The sequence below is a fragment of the Scandinavium sp. NPDC088450 genome (genome assembly GCF_044900545.1).
Lineage (GTDB): Bacteria > Pseudomonadota > Gammaproteobacteria > Enterobacterales > Enterobacteriaceae > Scandinavium.
On the sequence record NZ_JBJDNI010000006.1, the window covers coordinates 49,882 to 73,812 of the forward strand.

A 23,931-nucleotide genomic window follows, 5' to 3' on the forward strand; every position below is an offset into this window, starting at 1 on the left:
CTGGGGAGAGGGCATCAGGCCGCACACATTCCCCGCCAATCAACATCACACCGAATGCAAACGGCTGATCAAAGGCCCATCCTCGTGACGTTCGGCGCGTTCCAGCACTTCCTTAATCACAGACGACAGCTCGTTAATTTCAAACTTCGCCACGTAGCCATCCGCTTTCACTTTACGGATATGGTCTTCGTTGGCGTTGCCGGAGAGCGAAGAGTGAATCACGACCGGAATGGCTCTCAGGCGTGGGTCGGATTTGATTTTGCGTGTCAGGGTAAAGCCGTCCATCTCTGGCATTTCGAGGTCGGTTAAGACCAGCGCGATTTTGTCCGTCACCGGCACGCCTTCGGTTTGTGCTTCCTTCGCTAACTTCTCAATGGTTTCCCACGCCTGTTGCCCGGTGACGTGCATTTTCGCCGGGATTTCCATCGCATGCAGGCCTTTCTCCAGCATCGCACGAGCGACTTTTGAGTCTTCGGCAACAATCGCTGTTGCACCCGGTTTGATGCTTTGTTTTGGCGCAGTCAGGCGAGTGGCATGCAGGTCATGATCGGCTGGCACAATGTCATACAGGATCTGTTCGACGTCGATAACCATTGCCAGATTGTTGCTGTTTTTGTCGTTATCGAGGCAGGCGATGCTGGTGATGTACTGCCCGTTCACCGCTTTCTCTGCCGTGTGAACCTGCGTCCAGTCGAGGCGAATAATGTTTTCGACGGATTCGACGGCAAAGGCCTGTACGCTGCGGGCGTATTCGGTGATAAGCAGGATATTCAGACCGTTTTCAGATTTGCAGCCCAGCACCGACGGCAGGTCGATAACCGGGATAATCTGGTCGCGAATGTTCACCATGCCCATCACCGGGGCTTTAATGCCAGCAGGTTTGGTGAAGGAGGGCATCGGCACAATTTCACGCAGCTTAAAGACGTTGATGCCAAACAGCTCTGACTTGTCGCCTTCCATTGAGGCGCCCAGGCGGAACAGCAACAGTTCAAAACGGTTAGACAGGGTCAGGTTGGCCCTGTCGTCGATATCTTTCTGGAAATTATCCATGTAGCCCTCAGAGTAAAGAGAATGGCGAGTCTTTACTCTGTTATCGGCAAATGCAGATAAAAGTTAAGCCAGACTGAACACGCTGAAATCTTCCGCCAGTTCGCACGGTTCAAACACGCTTTGGCATTCCGCCAACAGACGCTGGCAACCGTGCCAGTCGTAGCGTGAGCTGACATGCGTAATGATGAGTTTGCCGACATTCGCTGCGTGAGCCAGTTCAGCCGCCTGCACGGTGGAAGAGTGCCCACGGCTGTTGGCTTTTTCGGCCATTTCATTTTCCAGCGTGGTTTCATGCACCATGACATCCACATTTTTTGCCAGTTCAAGCGCTTCCGGGCAAGGGGCTGTATCCCCAAATATCGCCAGCTTAATGCCTGGCGTGCTCGGGCCAAGATAATCCCGGCCATTCACGATGCGGCCGTCCGGCATTTCTACCGTCAGCCCTTGCTTCAACTGCTGGAACAACGGACCGGCTTTAATACCGTCGGCAAGCAAACGTGCTGCATCTAACGGGCCGGGTTTATCGTGCTGCTCAATACGGTAGCCATAGCACTCAACGGGATGGTTGAGCGGATAAGCGGTGACTTTGAAGAAGCCATCGTCAAATACTTCACCCGCGCTAATTTCTTCGATAGTCAGGGGATAATCAGTCCACGAACCACTCAGGCGCAACGCAGTTTCGACAAATTCTTTAATGCCTTTCGGGCCATAAATGGTGAGCGGGGAAGGATTGCCCTGCATCGAGCGGCTGCACAGCAGGCCCGGCAAGCCAAACAAATGATCGCCATGCAAATGCGTGATGAAAATTTTATCGAGCTTGCCCGGATGATGTGCCGTTTTCAGAAACTGATGCTGAGTGCCTTCACCACAGTCAAACAGCCACATCTGCGAGACGGTTGGCTGTTGCAAATTCAGCACTATCGACGTCATATTACGGTTGCGGGTCGGCACGCCAGCGGAGGTGCCGAGAAAAATCAATTCCATCACACTCTTTCCTGATTTGTCAGAACACTCATTATAACGGAGCTTCATATGATTCAGTGGCAGGATCTTCATCATTCCCAACTGACAGTGCCTCAGCTTTACGCCTTGCTCAAATTACGCTGCGAAGTGTTTGTGGTTGAGCAGACCTGTGCCTATCAGGATGTGGACGGTGACGATTTGATTGGCGAGAACCGCCACCTGCTGGGCTGGCGCGAAGGAGAGCTGGTGGCGTATGCGAGGATTCTGAAAAGCGAAGACGATTTTGACCCTGTCGTGATTGGTCGGGTGATTGTCAGCAGCGCGGTTCGGGGCGAAAAACTGGGCTATCAGTTGATGGATCAGGCGCTCGCCAGTTGCCAGCAACACTGGCCGCAGAAGGCGATTTATCTGGGTGCGCAGGCTCACCTGCAACCGTTTTACGCACACTTCGGTTTCACGCCAGTCACCGACGTTTACGACGAAGATGGCATCCCGCACATCGGCATGGCTCGGGAAGCGCAATCGTAAGTGATTGTCTATAGTTAGCGGACAGGTTTAACCAAGGAGAAAACGTAATGGCTTATAACGCTTATGAATCCCGCATTGATGACGATCTGGCGCTGCTAAGCGACACACTTGAAGAAATTTTGAGTTCATCCGGCGATCCGGCCGATGAGAAATACATCGAACTGAAGCTGCGCGCTGAGCAGGCATTGGATGACGTCAAAACCCGCATCAGCCAGGCTTCCGATACTTATTACTACCGTGCTAAACAGGCTGTTACCCGTGCCGATGACTATGTTCATGAGAAACCGTGGCAGGGAATTGGTGTCGGAGCAGCGGTAGGGCTGGTGTTAGGTCTGCTGTTAGCGCGTCGATAAAAACACGCTCCCTCATCATGGGTACTGCTTTTTCGCGGCAGTACCCTCTATAATGTGTGGTTTTTATCAGAGGGAGATTCGCGTGTATTCCATTACCGCTGCGCTGGAAAATTTACAGGGTTTTCTGTCTGAGGAGTTCCCTGATGCGCCCGGCTCGCGAATCTTCGACACCGCTTTTCCTCTCAACGATGCTTTTGACTCCCTAAGCTGGCTTTGCAGCCAACACCGCTATCCCCAGTTTTACTGGCAACACCGTAACGGCCATGAAGAAAGCGCTGCGCTCGGGGCTGTCTGCCGCTTCAATTCTTTAACCCAGGCTAACGAGTTTCTGGCGAAAAAGCCTGTTGAGCTGCGAATCTGGGGATTAAACGCCTTCACGCCTGAACATGGCGATCTGTTTTTGCCACGCCTTGAGTGGCGGCGCGAGGCGGGAAAAGCCAGTTTACGGTTGACCCTTCACAGTGACACATCGTTGCGTGAAGACGCGCAACAGGCGCGTCAGTTTGTGGCGACGTTAAAGCCTGCAAGCGCATTGCCGGGGCTGTCGGGCGAACTTAAAGCCGAACGTCACTATCCAGACAAAGCAGGGTGGATTCGGCTGATTGAGACGGCGACCGAAACCATTGCAAACGGTGAGCTGGATAAAGTGGTGCTGGCGAGGGCGACAGATTTGCAGTTTGCCACACGCCTGAACGCCGGGGCGATGATGGCCGCCAGCCGTCGGGTGAACCTCAACTGCTACCATTTCATGCTGGCCTTCGATGCGCACTCGGCGTTTCTGGGCTCCACGCCGGAAAGACTCTGGCAGCGACAGGGCACTCAGCTTGAAACCGAAGCGCTGGCTGGCACCGTTGCCAGCCATCATGACGATCGCCAGGCCAAACACCTTGCCGACTGGCTGATGCAGGACGATAAAAATCAGCGTGAGAATATGCTGGTGGTGGAGGATATCTGCCAGCGTCTGCATCAGGACGTCAACACGCTGGAAGTGTTACCGCCACAGGTCATCCGTTTACGGAAAGTGCAGCATCTCCGACGCTGCATTCAGGCTGAACTCGTTGAGCCTGACGACACTCGCTGTTTGCTTCAGCTTCAACCAACTGCCGCCGTTGCGGGGCTTCCTCGTGAACATGCGCGTCATTTTATCGAGCACCATGAACCTTTTACCCGTGAATGGTACGCCGGATCGGCAGGCTATCTCAGCCAGGCTAAAAGTGAATTCTGCGTGGCGCTGCGTTCCGCGAAAGTGACGGAAAACGTGGTTCGCCTGTATGCCGGCGCGGGGATTGTGCGGGGATCAGATCCAGAACTTGAGTGGCAGGAAATCACCCAAAAAGCGGCGGGACTGCGTTCGCTGCTTCTTTCGGATTAGCACATAACCGACTCATATCAATAACCTGTCGCTATCGCTCATCTATAATTAATCACAAAATTGATACCGGACAATCTCATGTCAGTAAGCGCATTCAACCGACGCTGGGCGGCGGTGATCCTTGAAGCATTAACCCGCCACGGCGTGCAGCACGTTTGCATTGCGCCGGGGTCGCGTTCCACCCCGCTGACGCTTGCTGCGGCAGAAAATCGCGCACTGATTCATCACACGCATTTTGACGAGCGCGGGCTCGGCCATCTCGCATTAGGGTTGGCAAAAGTCAGCAAACAGCCGGTGGCGGTGATTGTCACTTCCGGTACTGCAGTAGCAAACCTTTATCCTGCGCTGATTGAAGCGGGTTTGACCGGCGAAAAACTCATTTTACTGACCGCTGACAGGCCACCGGAGCTTATCGACTGCGGTGCGAATCAGGCCATTCGCCAGCCGGGCATGTTCGGCTCTCATCCTTCGCAAACCCTTTCACTGCCGCGCCCAAGTCAGGACATTCCTGCCCGCTGGCTGGTCTCGTCTATTGATAATGCGATGGGCAATGTGCACAGCGGTGGCGTCCACATCAACTGCCCGTTCGCAGAACCGTTGTACGGCGAAATGGACGAAACCGGCGCGGAATGGCAACAGGCGCTGGGTAACTGGTGGCAAAGCGATAAGCCGTGGCTGCGTGAAAACCTGCATCTGGAAAGCGAAAAACAGCGCGACTGGTTCTTCTGGCGGCAAAAACGCGGGGTGGTCGTCGCCGGGCGCATGAGCGCTGCGGAAGGCAAGAAAGTGGCGGAATGGGCACAGACTTTAGGCTGGCCGCTTATTAGCGATGTGCTGTCGCAAACCGGGCAGCCGTTACCGTGCGCAGATTTATGGCTGGGCAACGCGAAAGCCGTCAGCGAGCTGGCACAGGCGCAAATTGTGGTGCAGCTTGGCAGCAGCCTGACGGGTAAAAGAGTCCTGCAATGGCAGGCGACCTGCGAACCTGATGAATACTGGCTGGTGGACAATTTGCCGGGAAGACTCGACCCAGCCCATCATCGCGGGCGTCGTCTGGTGTGCGATATCGACCGCTGGCTGGAACTGCATCCTGCGGAAAAACGCCACAGCTGGAGCGTTGAGATCCCGCGTTTATCGGCGCAGGCCTGGCAAGCAGTGGAAGCCGAGCGTGAAGCGTTTGGTGAAGCACAGTTTGCTCACCGAATCAGTGATTATCTGCCTGAACAAGGGCAGTTGTTTGTCGGCAACAGTCTCGTGGTGCGTCTGATTGATGCACTGGGTCAGCTTCCGGCCGGCTACCCGGTTTACAGCAATCGCGGGGCGAGCGGCATTGATGGCCTGATTTCCACCGCCGCTGGGGTACAGCGCGGCAGTGCGAAATCCACCCTGGCGATTGTGGGCGATCTTTCTGCATTGTATGACCTGAATAGCCTGGCGTTACTGCGTCAGGTCTCTGCGCCGCTGGTGCTGGTGGTGGTGAACAATAACGGTGGGCAGATATTCTCATTGCTGCCGACGCCGGTGGAAGAGCGGGAACGCTTTTATACCCTGCCGCAAAACATTCATTTCGAGCATGCCGCGCAAATGTTTGGCCTTCGCTACCATCGCCCGGAAAGCTGGGCGGCTCTGGACGATGTGATGAGCAACGCCTGGCGTCAGCCCGTTACCACAGTGGTCGAACTGGTGGTGAATGACACCGATGGTGCGCAAATGCTGCAACACTTGTTGGCGCGGGTCAGCCAGCTATGACGCTTCACGCTGTGGCTCAGGCGGGCGAAGCGGATAAACCCTGGCTGGTTTTTCTGCACGGTTTTTCCGGTGATTGCCGGGAATGGCAGTCCGTTGGCGAAAGTCTTAGCAAACATCCCAGGTTGTATGTCGATTTACCCGGCCACGGCGGTTCGGCTGAAATTTCTGTCAGCAGTTTTGACGAAGTGTGTCACGAACTGCAGGAAACGCTGCTTAGTTACAACATACTAAATGCCTGGTTGATAGGGTATTCGCTGGGCGGCAGAGTGGCGATGTATGCGGCTTCGCAGGCAAAACTTGCGGGTATTTGTGGGCTGATTGTGGAAGGTGGGCATCCTGGGTTGCAGAGCGACGAGGCACGAGCTGACCGTCTGCAATCCGATGCGCAGTGGGCTAAACGCTTTCGCACTGAACCGCTGGTGCAGGTCTTTGACGCCTGGTATCGCCAGCCCGTTTTTGCTTCTCTGACTGAACTGGAACGCGCCGAACTGGTCGCCTTACGTGCCGACAACAACGGCCCACGGCTTGCCGATATGCTGCTGGTGACTTCGCTCGCGGTGCAGCCTGATTTACGCGCGGCGTTAAGCACGCGCGACTATCCTTTCTGGTACTTATGTGGTGAACGCGATGCCAAATTCCGTGTAGTAGCGGAAGGTCTGGTCGCGTCCTATCACCTTATCCCTAACGCCGGACACAACGCCCATCGGGAAGATCCCGCTGCGGTGGCCGCGTGTCTGGCACAGATTCTGAACGACTGACGACAGGACACACTATGATCTACCCAGATGAAAAAATGCTCTACGCCCCGGTTGACTGGCAGGACTGCTCCGAAGGTTTTGAAGATATCCGTTATCAGAAATCGTCTGACGGGATCGCCAAAATCACCATTAACCGCCCACAGGTGCGTAACGCGTTCCGTCCGCTGACCGTCAAAGAGATGATTCAGGCGCTGGCTGATGCGCGTTATGACGATAATGTCGGCGTGATCATCCTCACCGGCGAAGGCGACAAAGCCTTCTGCGCTGGCGGCGACCAGAAAGTGCGCGGCGATTACGGCGGATACCAGGACGACTCCGGTACTCACCACCTGAACGTGCTGGATTTCCAGCGTCAGATTCGCACCTGCCCGAAACCTGTTGTCGCCATGGTAGCGGGTTACTCCATCGGCGGCGGCCACGTGCTGCACATGATGTGTGACCTGACCATCGCGGCGGAAAATGCCATCTTCGGCCAGACTGGCCCGAAAGTGGGGTCTTTCGACGGCGGCTGGGGCGCGTCTTACATGGCTCGCATCGTCGGTCAGAAGAAAGCGCGTGAAATCTGGTTCCTGTGCCGTCAGTACGACGCGAAGGCCGCGCTGGACATGGGCCTGGTGAACACTGTGGTTCCGCTGGCGGATTTGGAAAAAGAAACCGTGCGCTGGTGCCGTGAAATGCTACAAAACAGCCCGATGGCGCTGCGTTGTCTAAAAGCCGCGCTTAACGCGGATTGCGACGGTCAGGCCGGTCTGCAAGAGCTGGCGGGTAACGCCACCATGCTGTTCTACATGACCGAAGAAGGGCAGGAAGGCCGCAACGCTTTCAACCAGAAACGTCAGCCTGATTTCAGCAAATTTAAACGGAATCCGTAATGCGTAAAGCCCAGGTGTACCGCTGGCAGATCCCAATGGACGCGGGAGTGGTTCTGCGCGAGCGGCGTTTGAAAACCCGCGATGGGCTGTTTGTCTGGTTGCGCGAAGGCGAGGCCGAAGGCTGGGGCGAAATCTCGCCCTTGCCGGGGTTTAGTCATGAGACGCTGGACGAGGCACAGGCTGCAACGGTCGCCTGGGTTAACGCATGGCGACAGGGCGAAAATAGCGCGTTGCCAGACATCCCTTCCGTGGCCTTTGGGTTGAGCTGCGCCGTGGCGGAGCTTAACGATGAAATGCCGCAAGAAGCGGATTATCGTACGGCTCCGCTCTGTACGGGCGATCCTGATGAGCTGTTTGCAGTGCTGGAAGCGATGCCCGGTGAGAAAGTGGCGAAGGTGAAAGTGGGGCTGTGGGAAGCGGTGCGAGATGGCATGGTGGTGAATTTGCTGCTTGAGGCCATTCCCGATCTCTCTTTACGGCTTGATGCCAACCGAGCCTGGACGCCGCTGAAAGCGCAGCAGTTTGCAAAATACGTAAATCCTGATTATCGCTCGCGCATTGCTTTCATCGAAGAGCCTTGCAAAACCCGGGACGACTCGCGGGCGTTTGCGCAGGAAACCGGTATTGCGATTGCCTGGGATGAAAGCCTGCGTGAAGCTGATTTCACCTTCACCGCCGAACCGGGTGTTAAGGCTGTGGTTATCAAGCCAACGCTCACCGGCAGTTTGCAAAAGGTTCGTGAGCAGGTGGCCGCGGCGCATGCGCAGGGCTTAACGGCGGTGATCAGTTCTTCGATTGAGTCGAGCCTTGGCCTCACACAGCTGGCGCGAATCGCGGCGTGGCTGACACCACAAACGATGCCGGGGCTGGACACGCTAAGCCTGATGCAGGCGCAATTGCTGCGTCGCTGGCCGCAAAGCGAATTGCCGTGCCTGACGCAGGAGAGCCTGGAACCGCTGCTATGATTTTTCAGGACTGGCCGTGGCGACACTGGCACGCCGTTCGCCCGCAGGCGATTGCGCTGCGTCTGGGTGAGGAACGCCTGAACTGGCAGCAGCTTTGTCAGCGTATTGATGCGCTGGCTGGTGGGCTCGCGGAGCAGGGCGTTTCCGCTAGCGACGGTGTTTTACTGCGTGCTTATAACAATCCGCAAACGCTGCTCGCCTGGCTGGCGCTGCTTCAGTGCGGCGCTCGCGTGTTGCCAGTAAATCCTCAGTTGCCGCGCGAGCTGGTGGCGGCTTTGCTCCCACAGTTTTCTTTGCGCCACGCTTTGTTGCTGACAGAAGAAGCCCCTTTTGACACGTTAGCCGCTTTATCCCTTCAACAAAGCAGTGTGACACCAAACTTCACCTGGCAGTCCGACCATCTGGCAACCCTGACGCTAACGTCCGGTTCCAGTGGGTTGCCGAAAGCCGCCGTGCATACATTTGAAGCACATCTTGCCAGCGCAGAAGGTGTGCTGGCGTTGATGCCGTACGCTGAAGATGACGACTGGTTGTTGTCGCTGCCGCTGTTTCATGTTTCCGGCCAGGGCATTCTCTGGCGCTGGCTGCTGCGCGGTGCGCGTCTGACTGTGCGTGAACATATGCCGTTGGCGCAAATGCTTGAAGGGTGCACTCACGCTTCGCTGGTGCCAACACAGCTTTGGCGGCTGCTGCATGAAGAACAAACGCTCTCACTCAAGACCGTGCTTCTTGGCGGTGCGGCTATCCCGGTTGAACTGGCGGAGCAGTCTCACGCTCGCGGAATACGCACGTTTTGTGGTTACGGTCTGACGGAGTTTGCCTCCACGGTCTGCGCGAAAGAAACGGACGGTGAAGCAGATGTCGGTTCGGCATTGCCGGGGCGGGAAGTGAAAATCGTCGACGGTGAGATTTGGCTGCGGGCCAAAAGCATGGCATCGGGCTATTGGCGTGATGGTGAGCTGGTGCCGCTGACCAATGCCGAAGGCTGGTTTGCGACACGCGATCGCGGTGAGCTGTGTGAAGGCCGCTTGACGGTGCTGGGGCGCATGGACAATCTGTTTTTCTGCGGTGGTGAAAGCATCCAGCCGGAAGCCGTGGAGCGAGTGATTGTCACTCATCCCGACGTTGAACAGGTCTTTATCGTGCCGCTGGAAGATGCGGAATACGGCCAGCGCCCGGTGGCGGTCATCGAAGGGCGTGAAGGGTTTGAGGTGGAGCGCATGCCCGAGTGGGCGAAAGACAAGCTGGCGCGGTTTCAGCAGCCGGTGTACTGGCTACTGCTGCCTGCCAGCCTGAAAACCGGCGGGATTAAAATTTCCCGCCGGGCGTTACAGGAGTGGGTTAACGCGTCGCTGCGCGCTTAATTGGCCTCCGCCGTGGTTTTCCGCTGGCGCTTGCGTATCACACGCAGCACCGGCGGGATCACAATGACTGCAATCGCCATCACCAGCAGCGTTTTTGCCACGCCGCTTTCCCACAGAATGTTCATGCTGCCGTTGCTGATAGACAGCGCGCGGCGCAGGTTCTGTTCCAGCATTTCTCCCAGCACGAAGCCAAGGATCAGCGGTGACATCGGGAAGTGCATCTTACGCAGGATGTAGCCGAGCACCCCAAGTCCAACCATCAACACCAGGTCGAAGGTAGTGCTGTGAACCGCATACACGCCCACGGCGGAAACGGCGGCAATCGCAGGCACCAGGAACCACAGCGGAATAGTCAACATGCGGGTGAACAGGCCAATCAGTGGAATGTTCATAATAAGCAGCATCACGTTGGCAATCATCAGCGCCGCAATCAACCCCCACACAATGTCTGGCTGCTCAGTGAACATCGCAGGTCCTGGCGTGATGTTATAGAGCGTCAGCGCGCCCATCATCACTGCTGTTGTGCCGGAACCTGGTACGCCGAGCGTCAGCATCGGGATAAACGAACCGCAGGCTGAAGCGTTGTTCGCGGCCTCCGGGGCCGCTACACCGCGAATATCGCCTTTGCCGAAGCTGTCGCTGTTGCCGCTGATTTTCTTCTCAGTCATGTAGGTGATGGCACTGGCGATGGTCGCGCCTGCGCCAGGCAACACGCCGACAAAGAAGCCAATCACCGAAGAACGCAGCGTGGTGCCCGCGCACTGCGACGCTTCTTTGAAGTTGAACAACATGCGCCCGGTTTTGCGAACCAGCGTTTTGCCGCCGCTGGTGCTTTCCAGCATCAGCAGAATTTCAGACACCGAGAACAGGCCGATAACCACCACGATAAATTGCACGCCGTCGGACAAATGGACACTGTCGAAAGTGAAGCGATATACCCCGGTGTTGGCATCAACGCCCACCGTCGCCAGGCCCAGTCCGATCAACGCCGCCAAAAAAGATTTCAGCGGATTTTGCGCCATCATGCTGCCGAGGCAGGCGATAGCAAACACCATCAGGGCAAAGTATTCCGCCGGGCCAAACGCCAGCGACCACTGCGCCAGCGCCGGGGCAAACAGAATGATGCCCAGAATAGCGATCATCGACCCCATAAATGAGCTGACGGCTGAAATTGACAACGCCACGCCGCCGCGCCCTTGTTGCGCCATCGGATAACCGTCAAGCGCGGTCATGATGGCTGCCGCATCGCCGGGTACGTTTAGCAGAATGGACGAGATACGCCCGCCATATTCACAACCGATATAGACCGTTGCCAGCAGGATCAGCGCAGATTCCGCAGGCAGGTGTAAAGCGAAAGCCAGCGGCAGCAGAATGGCCACGCCGTTAATCGGGCCAAGCCCGGGCAGTAATCCCACGATGGTGCCGACGAAGCAGCCAATCAGCGCGATCACCAGGTTTTCCGGGGTCATCGCCACAGCGAACCCCTGTGAGAGATAAATCCAGGTATCCATCGAAATCTCCGTCAGTTCAGCCACACGCCGAGAGGAAGGGTGACGTCCAGCAGCCGGTCAAAGGCGTACCAGAGCACAAGGCCAAGCACCACGCCTGAAATGCCCGCCGCAGGCAGCGTTGCGCCAAACAGCATGCCAATAATGGCGGTCAGGATTGCCGTCGCCAGCGGGAAGCCAAGCCACTCAAATCCCCAGGCATACATCAGCAACACAATCACCATCACCACCAGCCGTTGCAGCACTTTGTGGTGCGGCCATTCCACGGTATCCGGACGGCGTAACAGCAGAGCCACCGAACAGAACACCATCAGGCTGATAATGCCGAGCGGGAAGGGCCGCGGCCCAACCGGTTCATAGCTGTATTCGCTGTGGAGTTGCCAGGCCACCAGCAGGCCGCCGAGGCACAGCAGCAGCCAGATCCCGGCAAAAATACGATCGCTCATCATGGCCTCCGGCTTACTTGGCGAGGCCAAAATATTTTGCCTGCTCGCGATATTCAGTGACTTGCTGCTTCACGTAAGTGTCGAGCTCTTTACCGTTCATATTGAATTCAAACAGCCCGCGCAGGTCGCGTTGCTGCTTAAATTCTTCGGTCTGCTGCAGTTTCTGGAAGGTGTCCACCCACCAGGCGTACTCGGCGTCGCTGACTTTTGGCCCGACGTAGAAGCCGCGAATAATCGGCCAGACCAGGTCATAGCCTTGCTCTTTGGCTGTCGGCACATTGGCTAACTGGCCCGGCAGACGGTTCTCTGAAAACACGGCCAGCACGCGAATTTTGTCGCCTTGCAGATAAGGCACCATCTCGCTGAGATCGCCGGAAACCGCCTGCACATGGTTGCCCATCAGTGCCGTCACCGGTTCGCCGCCGCCTTCAAACGCTACATAGCGCATCTTGTGTGGGTCGACTTTTGCTTGTTGCGCCAACTTCGCCGCTTTCATCCAGTCCTGGCTGCCGATGGACGCGCCCGCCCCAATCACCACTTTATTGGGATCTTTTTCCATGGCGGTGAGCAGGTCTTTCAGCGATTTCCACGGCGAGTCATTTCGCACGGCAATCATGCCGTAGTCGGTGCCGACACTTGCCAGCCAGCGAACGTCATCCACGTTGTAGCGGCCGAATTTGCCCTGAGACAGGTTGAGCAGTGAGCCGCCTGAAAACGCCACTACGGTGCCTGCTTCGCCTGGCCGCTGCGCCACAATCGCGTTATAAGCCACCGCGCCAACGCCGCCTGGCATATAGGTCACACGCATGGGTTTCTTGATGGCCTGAGTTTCCAGCAAGCTGACCTGAATCAGCTTACAGGTGAGGTCGAAGCCGCCGCCGGGTTTCGCCGGGGCGATACATTCGGTGCGTGATGGCGCTTCCACCGCCAAAACGCTTGCACTGCCAAGCAGCAGAGCAGAAGTGACCAGAGTACGAAGGAGTTGTTTTTTCATTTTTTAGCCTCACGCCGGCTAGCCGGGAGTGTGTGGGTTGAGGTTTTTTCTGATTATGTGAACCCCACATGTAGCGGTTCAGTTGCGTGATTGTTAAAACAGTAACCTTTCATTTCCCTTTCAATCCGCCCCCAACTGTTCAGGATGTGATATGCGTCTCTTATTAGCGGAAGATAACCGTGAGCTGGCTCACTGGCTGGAGAAAGCGCTGGTGCAGGGCGGATTCGCGGTGGATTGCGTGTTTGATGGCAAAGCCGCCGATCACCTGCTGCAAAGTGAAACCTACGCGTTAGCCGTGCTCGACATCGGCATGCCGGGGCTCGATGGCCTGGAAGTGGTACAGCGTTTGCGAAAAAGAGGGCAGACGCTGCCTGTGCTGTTGCTGACGGCACGCAGCGCCGTGGCAGAACGGGTGATTGGCCTGAACGCCGGAGCCGATGACTATCTGCCCAAACCGTTTGAGCTGGAAGAGCTGGATGCAAGGCTACGCGCACTGTTGCGACGCAGTGAAGGGCAAGTGCAGGAGAAGCAGCAGCTTGGTGAATTGTTGCTGCACGATGACGGCTATTTTTTACTGAAAGGCCAGGCGCTGGCGCTTACCCCTCGGGAACACGCCTTGCTTACGGTGCTGATGTATCGCCGTACACGGCCTGTTTCGCGCCAACAGTTGTTCGAACAGGTGTTCAGTCTTAACGATGATGTTAGCCCTGAAAGTATCGAACTCTACATCCATCGCTTACGCAAAAAGCTTCAGGACAGCAATGTGCGCATCACCACGCTGCGCGGCCTGGGTTATGTGCTGGAGCGCGGCGATGAAGTGGCGTAAACCGCAGTCACTCTATTCTCAACTGCTGCTGTTTCTGGGTTTGCCGATGCTGTTGCTGTGGGCGCTGTCGGCGTTTAACAGCTACGTCAGTGCGCTTCAGGCGGCAACGCAGGCTTATGATCGCACGCTGCTTTCCTCCGCTCGTACGATTTCTGAAAGGCTCGAAGTCAGCGAGGGCAAGCTGAAGGTCAACGTGCCGTGGGTGGTGCTCGACAGCTTTGAGCTGAACATGAATGACCGCCTGTATTACAAAGTGGTCGACCCGACAGGAAAGGTGATTTCAGGCTATGGCGATTTGCCTGCGATGCCCCCTTCGACTTCCAGAACGTCACTCTATCCGGCGCTGGCCTGGTTTTATCACACCCAATTTCACGGACAGGCGATCCGTGTGGCGAAGCTATTGCAGCCCATAAACGAAGGCGGCATTAGCGGAATGGCGGAAATTTATGTGGCGGAAACGCTGCAATCACGACGCTATCTGGCGCATCAGTTGCTGCTTTCCTCGCTGGCGACTCAGGGCATGCTGGTGCTTTTTACGCTTGTCCTCGCAGGCTGGTTGCTGCGTCGGGTGCTACGCCCCATGCGTCGCCTTTCCGGGATAATGGTGCGCCGTGAACCGGGTTTGCTCACGCCTCTTCCGGAGCTTTTACCCTGGTCGGAAACTCGCTTATTGATAGTGGCTTTCAACCGTTATTTAGAGCGGCTGCGCGGGCTGCTTTCCCGTCAGGAGCGCTTCAGCGCAGACGCTTCTCATCAGCTCAAAACTCCTCTGGCAATTCTCAAAACGCAGGTGTCAGTAGCGTTAGCAAGCCAGGACCCACAGGTATGGCGCGAGAGCTTGCAAGGCATGAGCGCCACGCTGGATAACACAATTTCGCTGACTGAGCGCTTGTTGCAGCTTTCCACCGTGAAGCAGAAAGAGCAGGGCGATCGTCAGTTCGCAGGGACGGATTTGCGAGAAATAGTGCAACAATCCTGTTTTTCCCGACTGGCTCAGGCCAGAAGCAAACAGATAGATTTGGGCTACGAAGGCGAGCAACAGACTGTATGGGTGGAAGGCGATGCGCTACTGCTGGGTGAACTGTGCGCCAATCTGCTGGATAACGCACTGAAATACACGCCTGCGGGCGGCACGGTGACCGTCAGTCTGCTTCGAGAAGGCGATGCGGTATTGCTGGACGTGGAAGACAGCGGGCCCGGCATTGAAGACGGGCAGACTAATCAGGCGCTGCAACCGTTTCAACGGCTCGATAACGTGGGGGATGCCATCGGTGCAGGAATTGGCCTTGCGCTGGTCAACGATATCGCTCGCCTGCATCGCTCTCACCCTCAACTCAGCCGTAGCGAAACGCTGGGCGGGCTTCGGGTCAGAATTCGCTTGTTGTCGGCAAATTAATTCCTGATTGACACCATTTCAGGTAGCAACTGGTTACATTACTGTTGCAAATCGCCCTTTTAGTTCATTGATTCTCGAGCATTCAACAGTACAATTCTGCCGTTTTGCGCGATTTATTACTTTATGTTTGCTGGAACGTTAAAAAATGAAAAAAAGTATTATGTCAGGATTGTTCGGGCTGCTGTTTGTGTCAGCAGCGGCGAACGCAATCAGCATCAGCGGTCAGGCGGGTGAGCATTACACCAACCTGGGCGTCGGTTTTGGAACGGAATCTACCGGTCTTGCTCTGAGCGGTGACTGGACGCACAGCGACAATGACGGCGACGTTGCCGGAATTGGCGTGGGCCTGAACATTCCGCTGGGGCCTTTCATCGCCACTGTCGGCGGTAAAGGGATCTACACCAACCCAAATGATGGTGATGAAGGCTACGCGGCGGCGGTTGGCGGCGGTCTGCAGTGGAAAATTGGCGACAGCTTCCGTCTGTTCGGCAATTACTACTACTCTCCGGACTCGCTCTCCAGCGGCATCGAAAGCTATCAGGAAGCCAATGCGGGCGGCAGCTGGACCATCATGCGTCCTGTCAGCATCGAAGCCGGTTACCGTTACCTCAACCTGGCGGGCAAAGATGGTAATCGTGATAACACCATCGCCGATGGCCCGTACGTTGGCGTAAGCGCGTCATTCTGATCCCCCGGCGCGGCATCTGTCGCGCCTGTTTCCCCTCCCGTCTCTGCTTGTGAATTGAAAACCCCTCTTTCTTATTTGTTATAAAACAACGTGTTAATTCACCTTTCATGATTATTTATTTTTAAATTTTAACTAATCTGTTTTTCCGGTCGTTCTAAGGAGGCTACGGCTGAGTTTTCTCTTATTCAGCGTTTACAACAAAGGACGTTAGATGGTTTCGAAGAATTTATCCTCTTGCCAAAACTCTCTCCCGCTGCGAAAGCGTTTCGCCGCCTGGCTGTGTATCGCACTGCAGTGTCTCCCGGCGGCCAGCAGTATTATTGCGCTGCCTGTAGCGGCACAATCGCAGATGTCAGTGAGTGAGACCGCTGACAGTGCTCAGAGCAGTCTGGCCAGTGGTGCCAAAATGCTTGGGACAACCCTTTCGGATGAGAATCGCTCCTCATCCGAAGCGCTGTCCGATTACGCTCGTGGTCAGGCTAGTAGCATGGCGAACAGCACGGTTGAAGGCTGGTTAAGCCAGTTTGGTACCGTTCAGTCGCAACTCAATGTGGATAAAAACTTCTCGCTGAAAGACAGCAGCATCGACTGGCTGGTGCCGCTCTACGACTCGCCGCAAAACATCCTTTTCACTCAGTTGGGCGCGCGGAATAAGGATGACCGTAACACGGTCAACCTCGGGGTTGGCGTTCGTCATTTTGTTGATGACAGCATGATGTATGGTTTCAATGCCTTCTTCGATAACGACCTCAGCGGTAATAACTCTCGCCTGGGTTTGGGCGTTGAACTGTGGCAGGACTACGTCCAGTTTTCCGGCAATGTTTACCAGCGTCTGAGCGACTGGCACCAGTCACGCGATTTTGCTGATTACGACGAGCGCCCGGCAAACGGTTACGATGTGCGGGTGAATGGCTTCCTGCCTGCTTACCCTCAACTGGGCGGCAAGCTGGTGTATGAGCAATATTTTGGGGATGAAGTGGCTTTATTTGGTCAGGATGAGCGACAAAAAGATCCGTATGCCGTCACTATGGGGGTGAATTACACCCCGATCCCAATGATTACCCTCGGTGCCGAACAGCGGATGGGAAAATCCGGGCAAAACGATTTTAATCTCAATCTGCAGCTGAGTTATCAGCTTGATCGCTCCTGGAGCGAGAACATCTCTCCGGATGCGGTTGATGCCCTGCGCAAGCTGTCGCACAGCCGCTACGATCTGGTCGATCGTAATAACAACATTGTGCTGGAGTACCGTAAGCAACAGTTAGTTAAGCTGCAGCTGGCGCCAGAACGCATTCAGGCTGCGGCAAACAGTCTGCATAGCGTGGAAGTTAAGGTGCAAAGCAAATATCCGTTGCAGGGTTACACCTGGTCCGGAAGCTCTTTCTTTACCGCTGGTGGCAATGTGGTGCGCGAGGATCTTAATCATATTCAACTGACGGTCCCGCCGTACAAAGTGGCTCCAGCAGTGGCCGGTGCAGACAAGGCCACGCAGGAGGCGAATAGCCGTCTGCTGAATACCTATGTTCTGACCGCGTCGGTGAACGATATCCAGGGAAATCACTCTTCTCCTGCCCAACTTACCGTAGAAGTCACGCCTTCGGGTGCCCAATCCGATATCCGGATCAGCAATCTGGAGCTGGTTGACGCTTCCATGACGACGCGTATAGCCAATGGCACCGACGGCTTTGTTTTCAATGCGACCGTAACCGATGCTGATGGCAATCCGGTCGCCAATGCCCCGGTAAACTGGGAGCATGATTCGGCTTCAGGGCTGGTTCTGACCAGCAACGGGAAGACAGATGCGAAGGGCGTTGCCATGCTCACCCTGACCAGTACGGAAGTAGCCAGCAATATCCTGGTGTCTGCGACGGTGGCTAATGGGCAGAAAGTGACTGCCGATCGGGCGGTAAACTTTACCTCTGCGGTAGTGAGCGTCGCCGGCATAGTGAAAGATGCTCAGACAAATGCCCCGATTAAAGGTGCTTCGATTAAGGCATACGTCAATGGTGAGAGCAGCCCTGCTTATCAGGTAACCTCCGGTGATGATGGCCACTATTTTCTTGAGGTTTCGCCGGGGACTTATAACGTGGAAACGAAAGCGGCAGGCTATCTGGATATTGATACCACCGTGAGCTCCGGCGAAGCGACAAGCGTCAATAAAGATATTCTGCTGTACCCGGATTCAGTCCCTGAACAGCTCAAAGCCGTTAAGTTGGTTGATTCTCAGAGGATCAGGGCATCAGATGGCGTGGCGAAGTTTACCTTTAAGGCCACGGTAACGGACGCTACTGGTAAGCCGCTGCCGAATGTCGACGTTAACTGGTCGCAGAACAGAGGCGAGAATATCACTCTGACCAGCAGCAGCACGACGGATGCTTCAGGGACTGCGCTGGCAACCATGACCAGCAAGGTTGCAGCGCAAGACATACAGGTTTCAGCGGAGGTGACTGGCGGCTCAACGCTGAATGCCGATCAACTGGTCAGCTTTAGCGATAAATTTGCTGATATCTCCGGGCAGGTGCTCAGTTCACTGGACAGTTCGGTGAAAATCAGTGGCGCAACGGTAAAATTCTATCTGAAGGATAATCCAAACCAGGCCGCGTTTACCGTTACGACAGCGGGAGACGGCAGCTACTCCACTCGTATCGCTCAAGGGACGTATGACATTGCTATCACAGCGCCTGGCTATTTTGACAATCAGGCCTCGGGTGTGAGCTACAGCGAGCAGTCTCCTGGCAGCAATCGCCATACTTTCTTGCTAACGCCAGATCTCGACGTGCAGGCGCGTATCGTCGTGACCTGGGATCAGGCTACTGTTGATCTGGATGCCCGACTGAAAGTGCCGCCGCAGAATACTCGCGGTGCCAGCAGCGGCACTCCGTTAGATGTCAACAAAGGGAGCAAGCCTGCTAATGCAGATGCCGCTGTGGTACAGGAAAGCTCAAGTAAAGGGCCAGAAACGGTGGTCATTAGCAAACTGCACTCCGGTGGTACTTATACATTCAACGTGATGAGTATGCTGATGTTCAGCAGCGGCCATGTGCAGCTTAGCCTCTCTGACGGCCGAACGTTTGAGTATGACCTGAAGAATGCCTCAGGTAATAACAAGGCCGCGAATCTCTGGGGTGTCTTCGAAATCGACACCAGTAAAGGGAAAGTGAATGTCAAAACGGTGAACAACGTCATTTATTAATCCCGTCCCTTTCCCCGCCACTCAGGCGGGGAAAATCCTTTTTAACCTGCCGAATCACCTCCTTCATTCTGCTTTGCACGGTTTCTGGTGTTGTCGACTTACCACTAAGCCTGCTCTTCGTTATAGTTAATCGTCCTCTTCTTCAGGAGAAAACGATGATAAACGTGGAGATGCTGTCCACCGGCGACGAAGTGCTGCAGGGTCAAATCATTGACACCAATGCGGCGTGGCTTGCCGATTACTTTTTTAGCCAGGGATTACCTTTAATTCGACGCAATACCGTCGGTGACAGCCTTGAGTCACTGGTTTCTGTGCTGCGTGAACGCAGCCAATTTGCAGATATTCTGATCGTCAATGGTGGGCTTGGGCCGACCAGTGACGATCTCAGCGCGCTCGCGGCCGCCACCGCAAAAGGTGAAGGGTTGGTGTTGCACGAAGAGTGGCTCAGCCATATGGAGCGCTTCTTCACTGAACGCGGCAGAGTGATGGCACCAAGTAATCGCAAGCAGGCCGAAATCCCTGCCAGTGCAGAGCTCATCGACAACCCTGTCGGCACCGCCTGTGGTTTCGCGGTAAAACTCAATCGCTGCCTGATGTTCTTTACGCCGGGCGTGCCATCCGAGTTTAAAGTGATGGTGGCACAAGAAATCGTTCCGCGTTTGCGTGAGCGCTTTACGCTGCCCGAACCGCCACTGTGCCTGCGTTTGACCACATTTGGCCGCTCAGAAAGCGACCTCGCTCAAAGCCTTGACCCTCTCGAATTACCCCCAGGTGTGACCATGGGTTACCGCTCGTCGATGCCCATTATTGAACTCAAACTCACCGGACCGGCTTCTGAAAAAGAAGCGATGCTGAAACTGTGGCCGGAAGTGCATCGGGTGGCGGGTGAAAGCCTGATTTTTGAGGGGACGGAAGGGCTTCCCGCGCAAATCTCTCGTGAACTGCAGGAACGAAAACTGGGGCTAACGATTAGCGAGCAGTTCACCTCCGGGTTGATTGCTTTACAGCTTGGTCGTGAAAACGCGCCGCTGCTGGCAAGCGAAGTGGTGCCATCGCAAGAAGAAACTCTGGCGCAGACGGCCCACTGGATTGCGGAACGTCGTACCAAGCACTTCGCTGCGTTGGCGCTGGCCGTGAGCGGTTTTGAGCAGGAGCATCTTAACTTTGCGCTGTCGACGCCAGAAGGCACGCATGCGCTGCGGGTGAAATTCAACACCTCTCGCCACAGCCTGCAAACCCGGCAGGAAGTGTGCGCCATGATGGCGCTCAACATTCTTCGCCGCTGGCTCAATGGCAAGCCGATTGCCAGCGATCACGGCTGGATTAACGTCGTCGAGAGTCTGTTCCTGCCGTAATCTGTTGTTGGCGTGTCGGGCCTCCGGCACGCTGACAGTCCAGCCTGTTGTACTTCTCAGAAATAATTCCGTGCGCTGGCTCTCATTTTAATCTCAGAAAATGTTCAACCTGTTGGACACCCCACAGAGTTTGACCGCCTTCACACTCTGACTTGCCGTCAACCGCAACACTGATTCCAGTATTCAGGATTGGAGTCCAGCATGTTGGAATCAAGCAAAGTCCCCGCGTTGACCCGCGCGATTGAAATCCTCGACCTGATTGGTCGTATTGGCCCGTGCAGCGCCGCGACGATCATCGACGAACTCGGCATTCCCAAAAGCACCGCTTATCTGCTGCTGGGTGAGCTGAAAAAGCAGCGTTTTCTGCGCATGGATAACCGTGATAACTACTGTCTGTGGACCCGACTGGTCGAACTGGCAGGGCACGCCCTCGGCAAAATGGACTTGCGCGAGCTGGCACGTCCTCGTTTGACACAGCTGATGGATGAGTGCGGGTTGCTGTGTCACCTCGGCATCATCGATAACCAGAACGCTTACTACATCCTCAAAATTGAGTCGTCTTCCACCATCAGCGTGCGTTCCCATGAAGGTAAAAGCCTCTCGCTTAACCGTTCAGGGATTGGCAAATGCCTGTTGGCGTGGCAGCCCGAGAGCGTTCAGAGCGCCATCATTTCTACCCTCGACTGGCATCAGGCCACACCGACAACCCTCACCACGCCGGAAGCCCTGCAGCAAGAACTCGCCCGCATTCGTGCCAGAGGCTGGAGCTTTGATAACGGCGAAGATTATCCCGATGTACGCTGCGTGGCTGCGCCCGTATTCAACGCCAGCAATGAGCTGACGGCGGCGATTTCCGTGGTCGGCACTCGGCTGCAAATCAACGACGACAATCGCGATTACCTCGCGGGTAAAGCCATTGCCTGCGCGAAAGATATTTCCCGTCTGTTGGGGTGGAAAAGCCCCCTCGAATTACAAGCTTCATAACAAGGAGAACATCATGACCTTACCGAAGATTAAACACGTCCGCGCCTGGTTTGTGGGGGGCGCAACGGCCGAAAAGGGCGCGGGTGGCGGCGATTATCACGACCAGGGCGCGAATCACTGGATTGACGATCACATCGCCACTCCGATGAGTAAATACAAGCAGTATGAGCAATCACGCCAGTCGTTCGGCATCAACGTGCTCGGCACGCTGATTGTGGAAGTGGAGGCTGATAATGGGCAAACCGGGTTTGCCGTGTCCACCGCCGGGGAAATGGGCTGCTTCATTGTTGAAAAACATCTGAACCGCTTTATCGAAGGCAAGTGCGTGAGTGACATCAAGCTTATCCACGATCAGATGCTGAATGCGACGATGTTCTACTCTGGTTCGGGTGGCCTGGTGATGAACACTATTTCCTGTGTGGACCTGGCACTGTGGGATCTGTTCGGCAAAGTCACCGGACTGCCGGTGTACAAGCTGCTGGGTGGCGCAGTACGGGATGAAATTCAGTTCTATGCCACCGGCGCTCGTCCGGATTTGGCAAAAGAAATGGGCTTCATTGGCGGAAAAATGCCGACCCATTACGGGCCGCATGACGGCGATGCAGGCATTCGCAAAGATGCGGCCATGGTGGCGGAATACCGCGAGAAATGCGGCCCGGATTTCTGGCTGATGCTCGATTGCTGGATGAGTCAGGACGTGAACTACGCCACCAAACTGGCCCACGCCTGTGCGCCGCATAACCTGAAGTGGATTGAAGAATGCCTGCCGCCGCAGCAGTACGAAGGTTACCGTGAACTGAAGCGCAACGCGCCTCCGGGAATGATGGTAACCAGCGGCGAGCACCACGGCACCGTGCAATCTTTCCGCACGCTTTCTGAAACAGGCATCGACATTATGCAGCCGGATGTCGGCTGGTGTGGCGGGTTAACCACGCTGGTAGAAATTGCCGCCATTGCGAAATCTCGCGGTCAATTAGTGGTGCCGCACGGCTCCTCAGTGTATTCGCATCACGCTGTCATCACCTTCACCAACACGCCGTTCAGTGAGTTCCTGATGACCAGCCCGGATTGTTCAACGCTGCGCCCTCAGTTTGATCCGATCCTGCTGGATGAACCGGTGCCGGTGAACGGCCGGATGCACAAAAGCGTGCTGGATAAACCTGGCTTCGGGGTGGAATTGAACCGCGACTGCAATCTGAAACGTCCTTACAGCCACTAAACCTGCTGCGTCGCGGGTAACCGTGGCGCAGATTTTCTGAGGATAACGCAATGAATACCGCCCTGATTGAAAGCGTGGTAAAGAAAAACCGCGCGCGTTTGATCCCGTTCATGCTGGCGCTGTACGTGCTGGCTTTTCTGGACCGCTCGAACATCGGCTTTGCGAAAGAGACCTACCAAATCGACACCGGCCTCAGTAACGAGGCCTATGCGCTCGGGGCGGGGATTTTCTTTGTGGTATATGCCTTTCTCGGCGTACCGGCCAACCTGTTGATGCGTAAATTTGGTGCCCGCTACTGGATTGGCGGCACCACGCTGTTATGGGGATTCCTTTCTGCGGCGATGGCGTGGGCCGATACCGAAGCTAAGTTTCTTTTAGTGCGTACGCTGCTTGGCGCAGCGGAAGCCGGGTTCTTCCCGGGAATGATTTACCTCACTTCCCAGTGGTTCCCGCAGCGCAACCGCGCCAGCATCATGGGGTTGTTTTACATGGGCGCGCCTTTGGCGTTGACGCTGGGTTCACCACTTTCCGGTGCCTTGCTGGAAATGCACGGTTTTATGGGGTATCCAGGCTGGTTCTGGATGTTTGTGATTGAAGGTTTGCTGGCGGTGGGCGCAGGCGTGTTCACCTTTTTCTGGCTGGACGATTCCCCCCAGCAGGCTCGTTTTCTGACGCAAGAAGAAAAGCAGGCCTTGTCGCAGCAACTTGCCAGCGAAGAGCAAACGAAAGTGACCTCCAGGCTGAGCGACGCCATTCGTATTGGGCGCGTCTGGCAACTGGCGATGATTTATCTCTGCATTCAGGTGGCAGTGTATGGGCTGATTTTCTTCCTGCCGACTCAGGTTGCCGTGCTGCTGGGAACCAAAGTGGGTTTCTACGCCTCGGTTATCACCGCGATCCCTTGGGTGTTTGCGCTGCTGGGCACGTGGCTGATCCCTCGTTATTCCGACCGTACCGGTGAACGTCGCAAGATAGCTGCTTTTACCTTATTGGCGGCAGGCATCGGGATTGGCGTGTCCGGGCTGGTTTCGCCGGTGTTGGCCATCGTAGCGCTTTGCGTGGCAGCGGTTGGTTTTATCGCGGTGCAGCCCGTTTTCTGGACCATGCCGACGCAGTTACTTTCTGGCACAGCACTGGCCGCAGGGATTGGTTTCGTGAACCTGTTTGGCGCGGTTGGCGGGTTTATTGCGCCCATTCTGCGCGTGCAGGCTGAAACGCTGTTTGCCAGCAACTCCGCAGGGCTGCTAACGCTTGCCGCGGTTGCCATTCTCGGCGCTGTCCTGATTTTTTCGTTGCAGGTGACGAAACCTGCGCCACAACCTGAACACGTCACACATTAATCAATGCA

At 55.7% G+C, this 23,931-nt stretch carries 21 protein-coding genes; 16 read left to right on the forward strand and 5 right to left on the reverse strand.

Annotated elements, in window-relative coordinates; genetic code table 11:
• Positions 1–45: 45 nt before the first annotated feature.
• Together ACI2I2_RS07395 and rnz are read right to left on the reverse strand one after the other, a co-directional pair.
• Positions 46–1,050, reverse strand: coding sequence for a chemotaxis protein (locus tag ACI2I2_RS07395; protein ID WP_404657327.1), 1,005 nt, complete (start codon positions 1,048–1,050; stop codon positions 46–48).
• A 63-nt stretch (positions 1,051–1,113) separates the two neighbouring features.
• A complete protein-coding gene (gene rnz, locus ACI2I2_RS07400; RefSeq protein WP_404657328.1) occupies positions 1,114–2,034 on the reverse strand; it encodes a ribonuclease Z in 921 nt (306 codons plus the stop codon).
• A gap of 48 nt (positions 2,035–2,082) precedes the next feature.
• Here rnz and ACI2I2_RS07405 point away from each other — a divergent pair, with 48 nt between their 5' ends.
• The 8 genes from ACI2I2_RS07405 (at position 2,083) to menE (ending at position 9,974) form a co-directional block, all read left to right on the forward strand.
• Complete coding sequence (locus tag ACI2I2_RS07405) at positions 2,083–2,541, forward strand: GNAT family N-acetyltransferase (RefSeq protein WP_404657329.1); 459 nt, start codon at positions 2,083–2,085, stop codon at positions 2,539–2,541.
• A gap of 47 nt (positions 2,542–2,588) precedes the next feature.
• Positions 2,589–2,894 carry a stress response protein ElaB gene (gene elaB / locus ACI2I2_RS07410; protein WP_404657330.1) on the forward strand — a complete coding sequence of 102 codons (306 nt, stop codon included), beginning with the start codon at positions 2,589–2,591 and terminating at the stop codon, positions 2,892–2,894.
• Positions 2,895–2,976: 82 nt separating this feature from the next.
• A complete protein-coding gene (menF, locus tag ACI2I2_RS07415; protein WP_404657331.1) occupies positions 2,977–4,266 on the forward strand; it encodes an isochorismate synthase MenF in 1,290 nt (429 codons plus the stop codon).
• A 78-nt stretch (positions 4,267–4,344) separates the two neighbouring features.
• On the forward strand, positions 4,345–6,015 hold the full coding sequence (menD, locus tag ACI2I2_RS07420) for a 2-succinyl-5-enolpyruvyl-6-hydroxy-3-cyclohexene-1-carboxylic-acid synthase (protein WP_404657332.1): 1,671 nt from the start codon (positions 4,345–4,347) through the stop codon (positions 6,013–6,015).
• Positions 6,012–6,773 carry a 2-succinyl-6-hydroxy-2,4-cyclohexadiene-1-carboxylate synthase gene (menH, locus tag ACI2I2_RS07425; protein ID WP_404657333.1) on the forward strand — a complete coding sequence of 254 codons (762 nt, stop codon included), beginning with the start codon at positions 6,012–6,014 and terminating at the stop codon, positions 6,771–6,773. The genes menD and menH overlap by 4 nt, the downstream gene beginning before the upstream one ends.
• A 14-nt stretch (positions 6,774–6,787) precedes the next feature.
• Positions 6,788–7,645, forward strand: coding sequence for a 1,4-dihydroxy-2-naphthoyl-CoA synthase (menB, locus tag ACI2I2_RS07430; RefSeq protein WP_330982544.1), 858 nt, complete (start codon positions 6,788–6,790; stop codon positions 7,643–7,645).
• The gene (gene menC / locus ACI2I2_RS07435; RefSeq protein WP_404657334.1) at positions 7,645–8,610 is read left to right on the forward strand and encodes an o-succinylbenzoate synthase; all 966 of its coding nucleotides are present in this window, start codon (positions 7,645–7,647) and stop codon (positions 8,608–8,610) included. Before menB ends, menC begins: the two co-directional genes overlap by 1 nt.
• Positions 8,607–9,974 (forward strand): o-succinylbenzoate--CoA ligase, encoded by a 1,368-nt coding sequence (gene menE, locus ACI2I2_RS07440; RefSeq protein ID WP_404657335.1) that lies wholly within the window; start codon positions 8,607–8,609, stop codon positions 9,972–9,974. Before menC ends, menE begins: the two co-directional genes overlap by 4 nt.
• Here the strand turns inward: menE and ACI2I2_RS07445 are convergent.
• The 3 genes from ACI2I2_RS07445 to ACI2I2_RS07455 are packed head-to-tail and all read right to left on the reverse strand — an operon-like array spanning position 9,971 to position 12,922.
• Positions 9,971–11,485 carry a tripartite tricarboxylate transporter permease gene (locus ACI2I2_RS07445; RefSeq protein WP_404657336.1) on the reverse strand — a complete coding sequence of 505 codons (1,515 nt, stop codon included), beginning with the start codon at positions 11,483–11,485 and terminating at the stop codon, positions 9,971–9,973. The two genes, menE and ACI2I2_RS07445, sit on opposite strands and share 4 nt — an antisense overlap.
• 11 nt (positions 11,486–11,496) lie before the next feature.
• Complete coding sequence (locus tag ACI2I2_RS07450; RefSeq protein WP_404657337.1) at positions 11,497–11,931, reverse strand: tripartite tricarboxylate transporter TctB family protein; 435 nt, start codon at positions 11,929–11,931, stop codon at positions 11,497–11,499.
• A 10-nt stretch (positions 11,932–11,941) separates the two neighbouring features.
• Entirely contained in the window at positions 11,942–12,922 is a 981-nt protein-coding gene (locus tag ACI2I2_RS07455) for a Bug family tripartite tricarboxylate transporter substrate binding protein (RefSeq protein ID WP_404657338.1), read from the reverse strand.
• Positions 12,923–13,073: 151 nt separating this feature from the next.
• Between ACI2I2_RS07455 and tctD the strand changes: the two genes are divergently transcribed.
• The 8 genes from tctD (at position 13,074) to ACI2I2_RS07495 (ending at position 23,923) form a co-directional block, all read left to right on the forward strand.
• On the forward strand, positions 13,074–13,748 hold the full coding sequence (gene tctD, locus ACI2I2_RS07460; protein ID WP_404657339.1) for a transcriptional regulator TctD: 675 nt from the start codon (positions 13,074–13,076) through the stop codon (positions 13,746–13,748).
• Positions 13,735–15,144 (forward strand): sensor histidine kinase, encoded by a 1,410-nt coding sequence (locus ACI2I2_RS07465; RefSeq protein WP_404657340.1) that lies wholly within the window; start codon positions 13,735–13,737, stop codon positions 15,142–15,144. The genes tctD and ACI2I2_RS07465 overlap by 14 nt, the downstream gene beginning before the upstream one ends.
• Before the next feature lie 145 nt (positions 15,145–15,289).
• Positions 15,290–15,832, forward strand: a complete 543-nt coding sequence (locus tag ACI2I2_RS07470; RefSeq protein ID WP_404657341.1) for a YfaZ family outer membrane protein — start codon at positions 15,290–15,292, stop codon at positions 15,830–15,832.
• Positions 15,833–16,043: 211 nt separating this feature from the next.
• Positions 16,044–19,025 carry an inverse autotransporter beta domain-containing protein gene (locus ACI2I2_RS07475; protein ID WP_404657342.1) on the forward strand — a complete coding sequence of 994 codons (2,982 nt, stop codon included), beginning with the start codon at positions 16,044–16,046 and terminating at the stop codon, positions 19,023–19,025.
• A 155-nt stretch (positions 19,026–19,180) separates the two neighbouring features.
• Positions 19,181–20,380, forward strand: a complete 1,200-nt coding sequence (locus tag ACI2I2_RS07480; RefSeq protein WP_404657343.1) for a nicotinamide mononucleotide deamidase-related protein YfaY — start codon at positions 19,181–19,183, stop codon at positions 20,378–20,380.
• Positions 20,381–20,581: 201 nt separating this feature from the next.
• Positions 20,582–21,364, forward strand: a complete 783-nt coding sequence (locus tag ACI2I2_RS07485) for an IclR family transcriptional regulator (RefSeq protein ID WP_404657344.1) — start codon at positions 20,582–20,584, stop codon at positions 21,362–21,364.
• 13 nt (positions 21,365–21,377) lie between these two features.
• Positions 21,378–22,583 (forward strand): L-rhamnonate dehydratase, encoded by a 1,206-nt coding sequence (gene rhmD, locus ACI2I2_RS07490; protein ID WP_404657345.1) that lies wholly within the window; start codon positions 21,378–21,380, stop codon positions 22,581–22,583.
• A gap of 50 nt (positions 22,584–22,633) precedes the next feature.
• Positions 22,634–23,923, forward strand: a complete 1,290-nt coding sequence (locus ACI2I2_RS07495) for an MFS transporter (protein WP_404657346.1) — start codon at positions 22,634–22,636, stop codon at positions 23,921–23,923.
• The last annotated feature ends 8 nt before the right edge of the window (positions 23,924–23,931 follow it).

Coding starts and splice junctions, on each gene's coding strand:
- ACI2I2_RS07450 (WP_404657337.1), bottom strand. CDS start 11,931: ATGATGAGCGATCGTATTTTTGCCGGGATCTGGCTGCTGCTGTGCCTC.
- ACI2I2_RS07455 (WP_404657338.1), bottom strand. CDS start 12,922: ATGAAAAAACAACTCCTTCGTACTCTGGTCACTTCTGCTCTGCTGCTT.
- menH (WP_404657333.1), top strand. CDS start 6,012: ATGACGCTTCACGCTGTGGCTCAGGCGGGCGAAGCGGATAAACCCTGG.
- rhmD (WP_404657345.1), top strand. CDS start 21,378: ATGACCTTACCGAAGATTAAACACGTCCGCGCCTGGTTTGTGGGGGGC.
- menC (WP_404657334.1), top strand. CDS start 7,645: ATGCGTAAAGCCCAGGTGTACCGCTGGCAGATCCCAATGGACGCGGGA.
- ACI2I2_RS07465 (WP_404657340.1), top strand. CDS start 13,735: ATGAAGTGGCGTAAACCGCAGTCACTCTATTCTCAACTGCTGCTGTTT.
- menE (WP_404657335.1), top strand. CDS start 8,607: ATGATTTTTCAGGACTGGCCGTGGCGACACTGGCACGCCGTTCGCCCG.
- rnz (WP_404657328.1), bottom strand. CDS start 2,034: ATGGAATTGATTTTTCTCGGCACCTCCGCTGGCGTGCCGACCCGCAAC.
- ACI2I2_RS07475 (WP_404657342.1), top strand. CDS start 16,044: ATGGTTTCGAAGAATTTATCCTCTTGCCAAAACTCTCTCCCGCTGCGA.
- ACI2I2_RS07480 (WP_404657343.1), top strand. CDS start 19,181: ATGATAAACGTGGAGATGCTGTCCACCGGCGACGAAGTGCTGCAGGGT.
- ACI2I2_RS07445 (WP_404657336.1), bottom strand. CDS start 11,485: ATGGATACCTGGATTTATCTCTCACAGGGGTTCGCTGTGGCGATGACC.
- ACI2I2_RS07470 (WP_404657341.1), top strand. CDS start 15,290: ATGAAAAAAAGTATTATGTCAGGATTGTTCGGGCTGCTGTTTGTGTCA.
- menD (WP_404657332.1), top strand. CDS start 4,345: ATGTCAGTAAGCGCATTCAACCGACGCTGGGCGGCGGTGATCCTTGAA.
- ACI2I2_RS07405 (WP_404657329.1), top strand. CDS start 2,083: ATGATTCAGTGGCAGGATCTTCATCATTCCCAACTGACAGTGCCTCAG.
- tctD (WP_404657339.1), top strand. CDS start 13,074: ATGCGTCTCTTATTAGCGGAAGATAACCGTGAGCTGGCTCACTGGCTG.
- menB (WP_330982544.1), top strand. CDS start 6,788: ATGATCTACCCAGATGAAAAAATGCTCTACGCCCCGGTTGACTGGCAG.
- ACI2I2_RS07495 (WP_404657346.1), top strand. CDS start 22,634: ATGAATACCGCCCTGATTGAAAGCGTGGTAAAGAAAAACCGCGCGCGT.
- ACI2I2_RS07395 (WP_404657327.1), bottom strand. CDS start 1,050: ATGGATAATTTCCAGAAAGATATCGACGACAGGGCCAACCTGACCCTG.
- ACI2I2_RS07485 (WP_404657344.1), top strand. CDS start 20,582: ATGTTGGAATCAAGCAAAGTCCCCGCGTTGACCCGCGCGATTGAAATC.
- elaB (WP_404657330.1), top strand. CDS start 2,589: ATGGCTTATAACGCTTATGAATCCCGCATTGATGACGATCTGGCGCTG.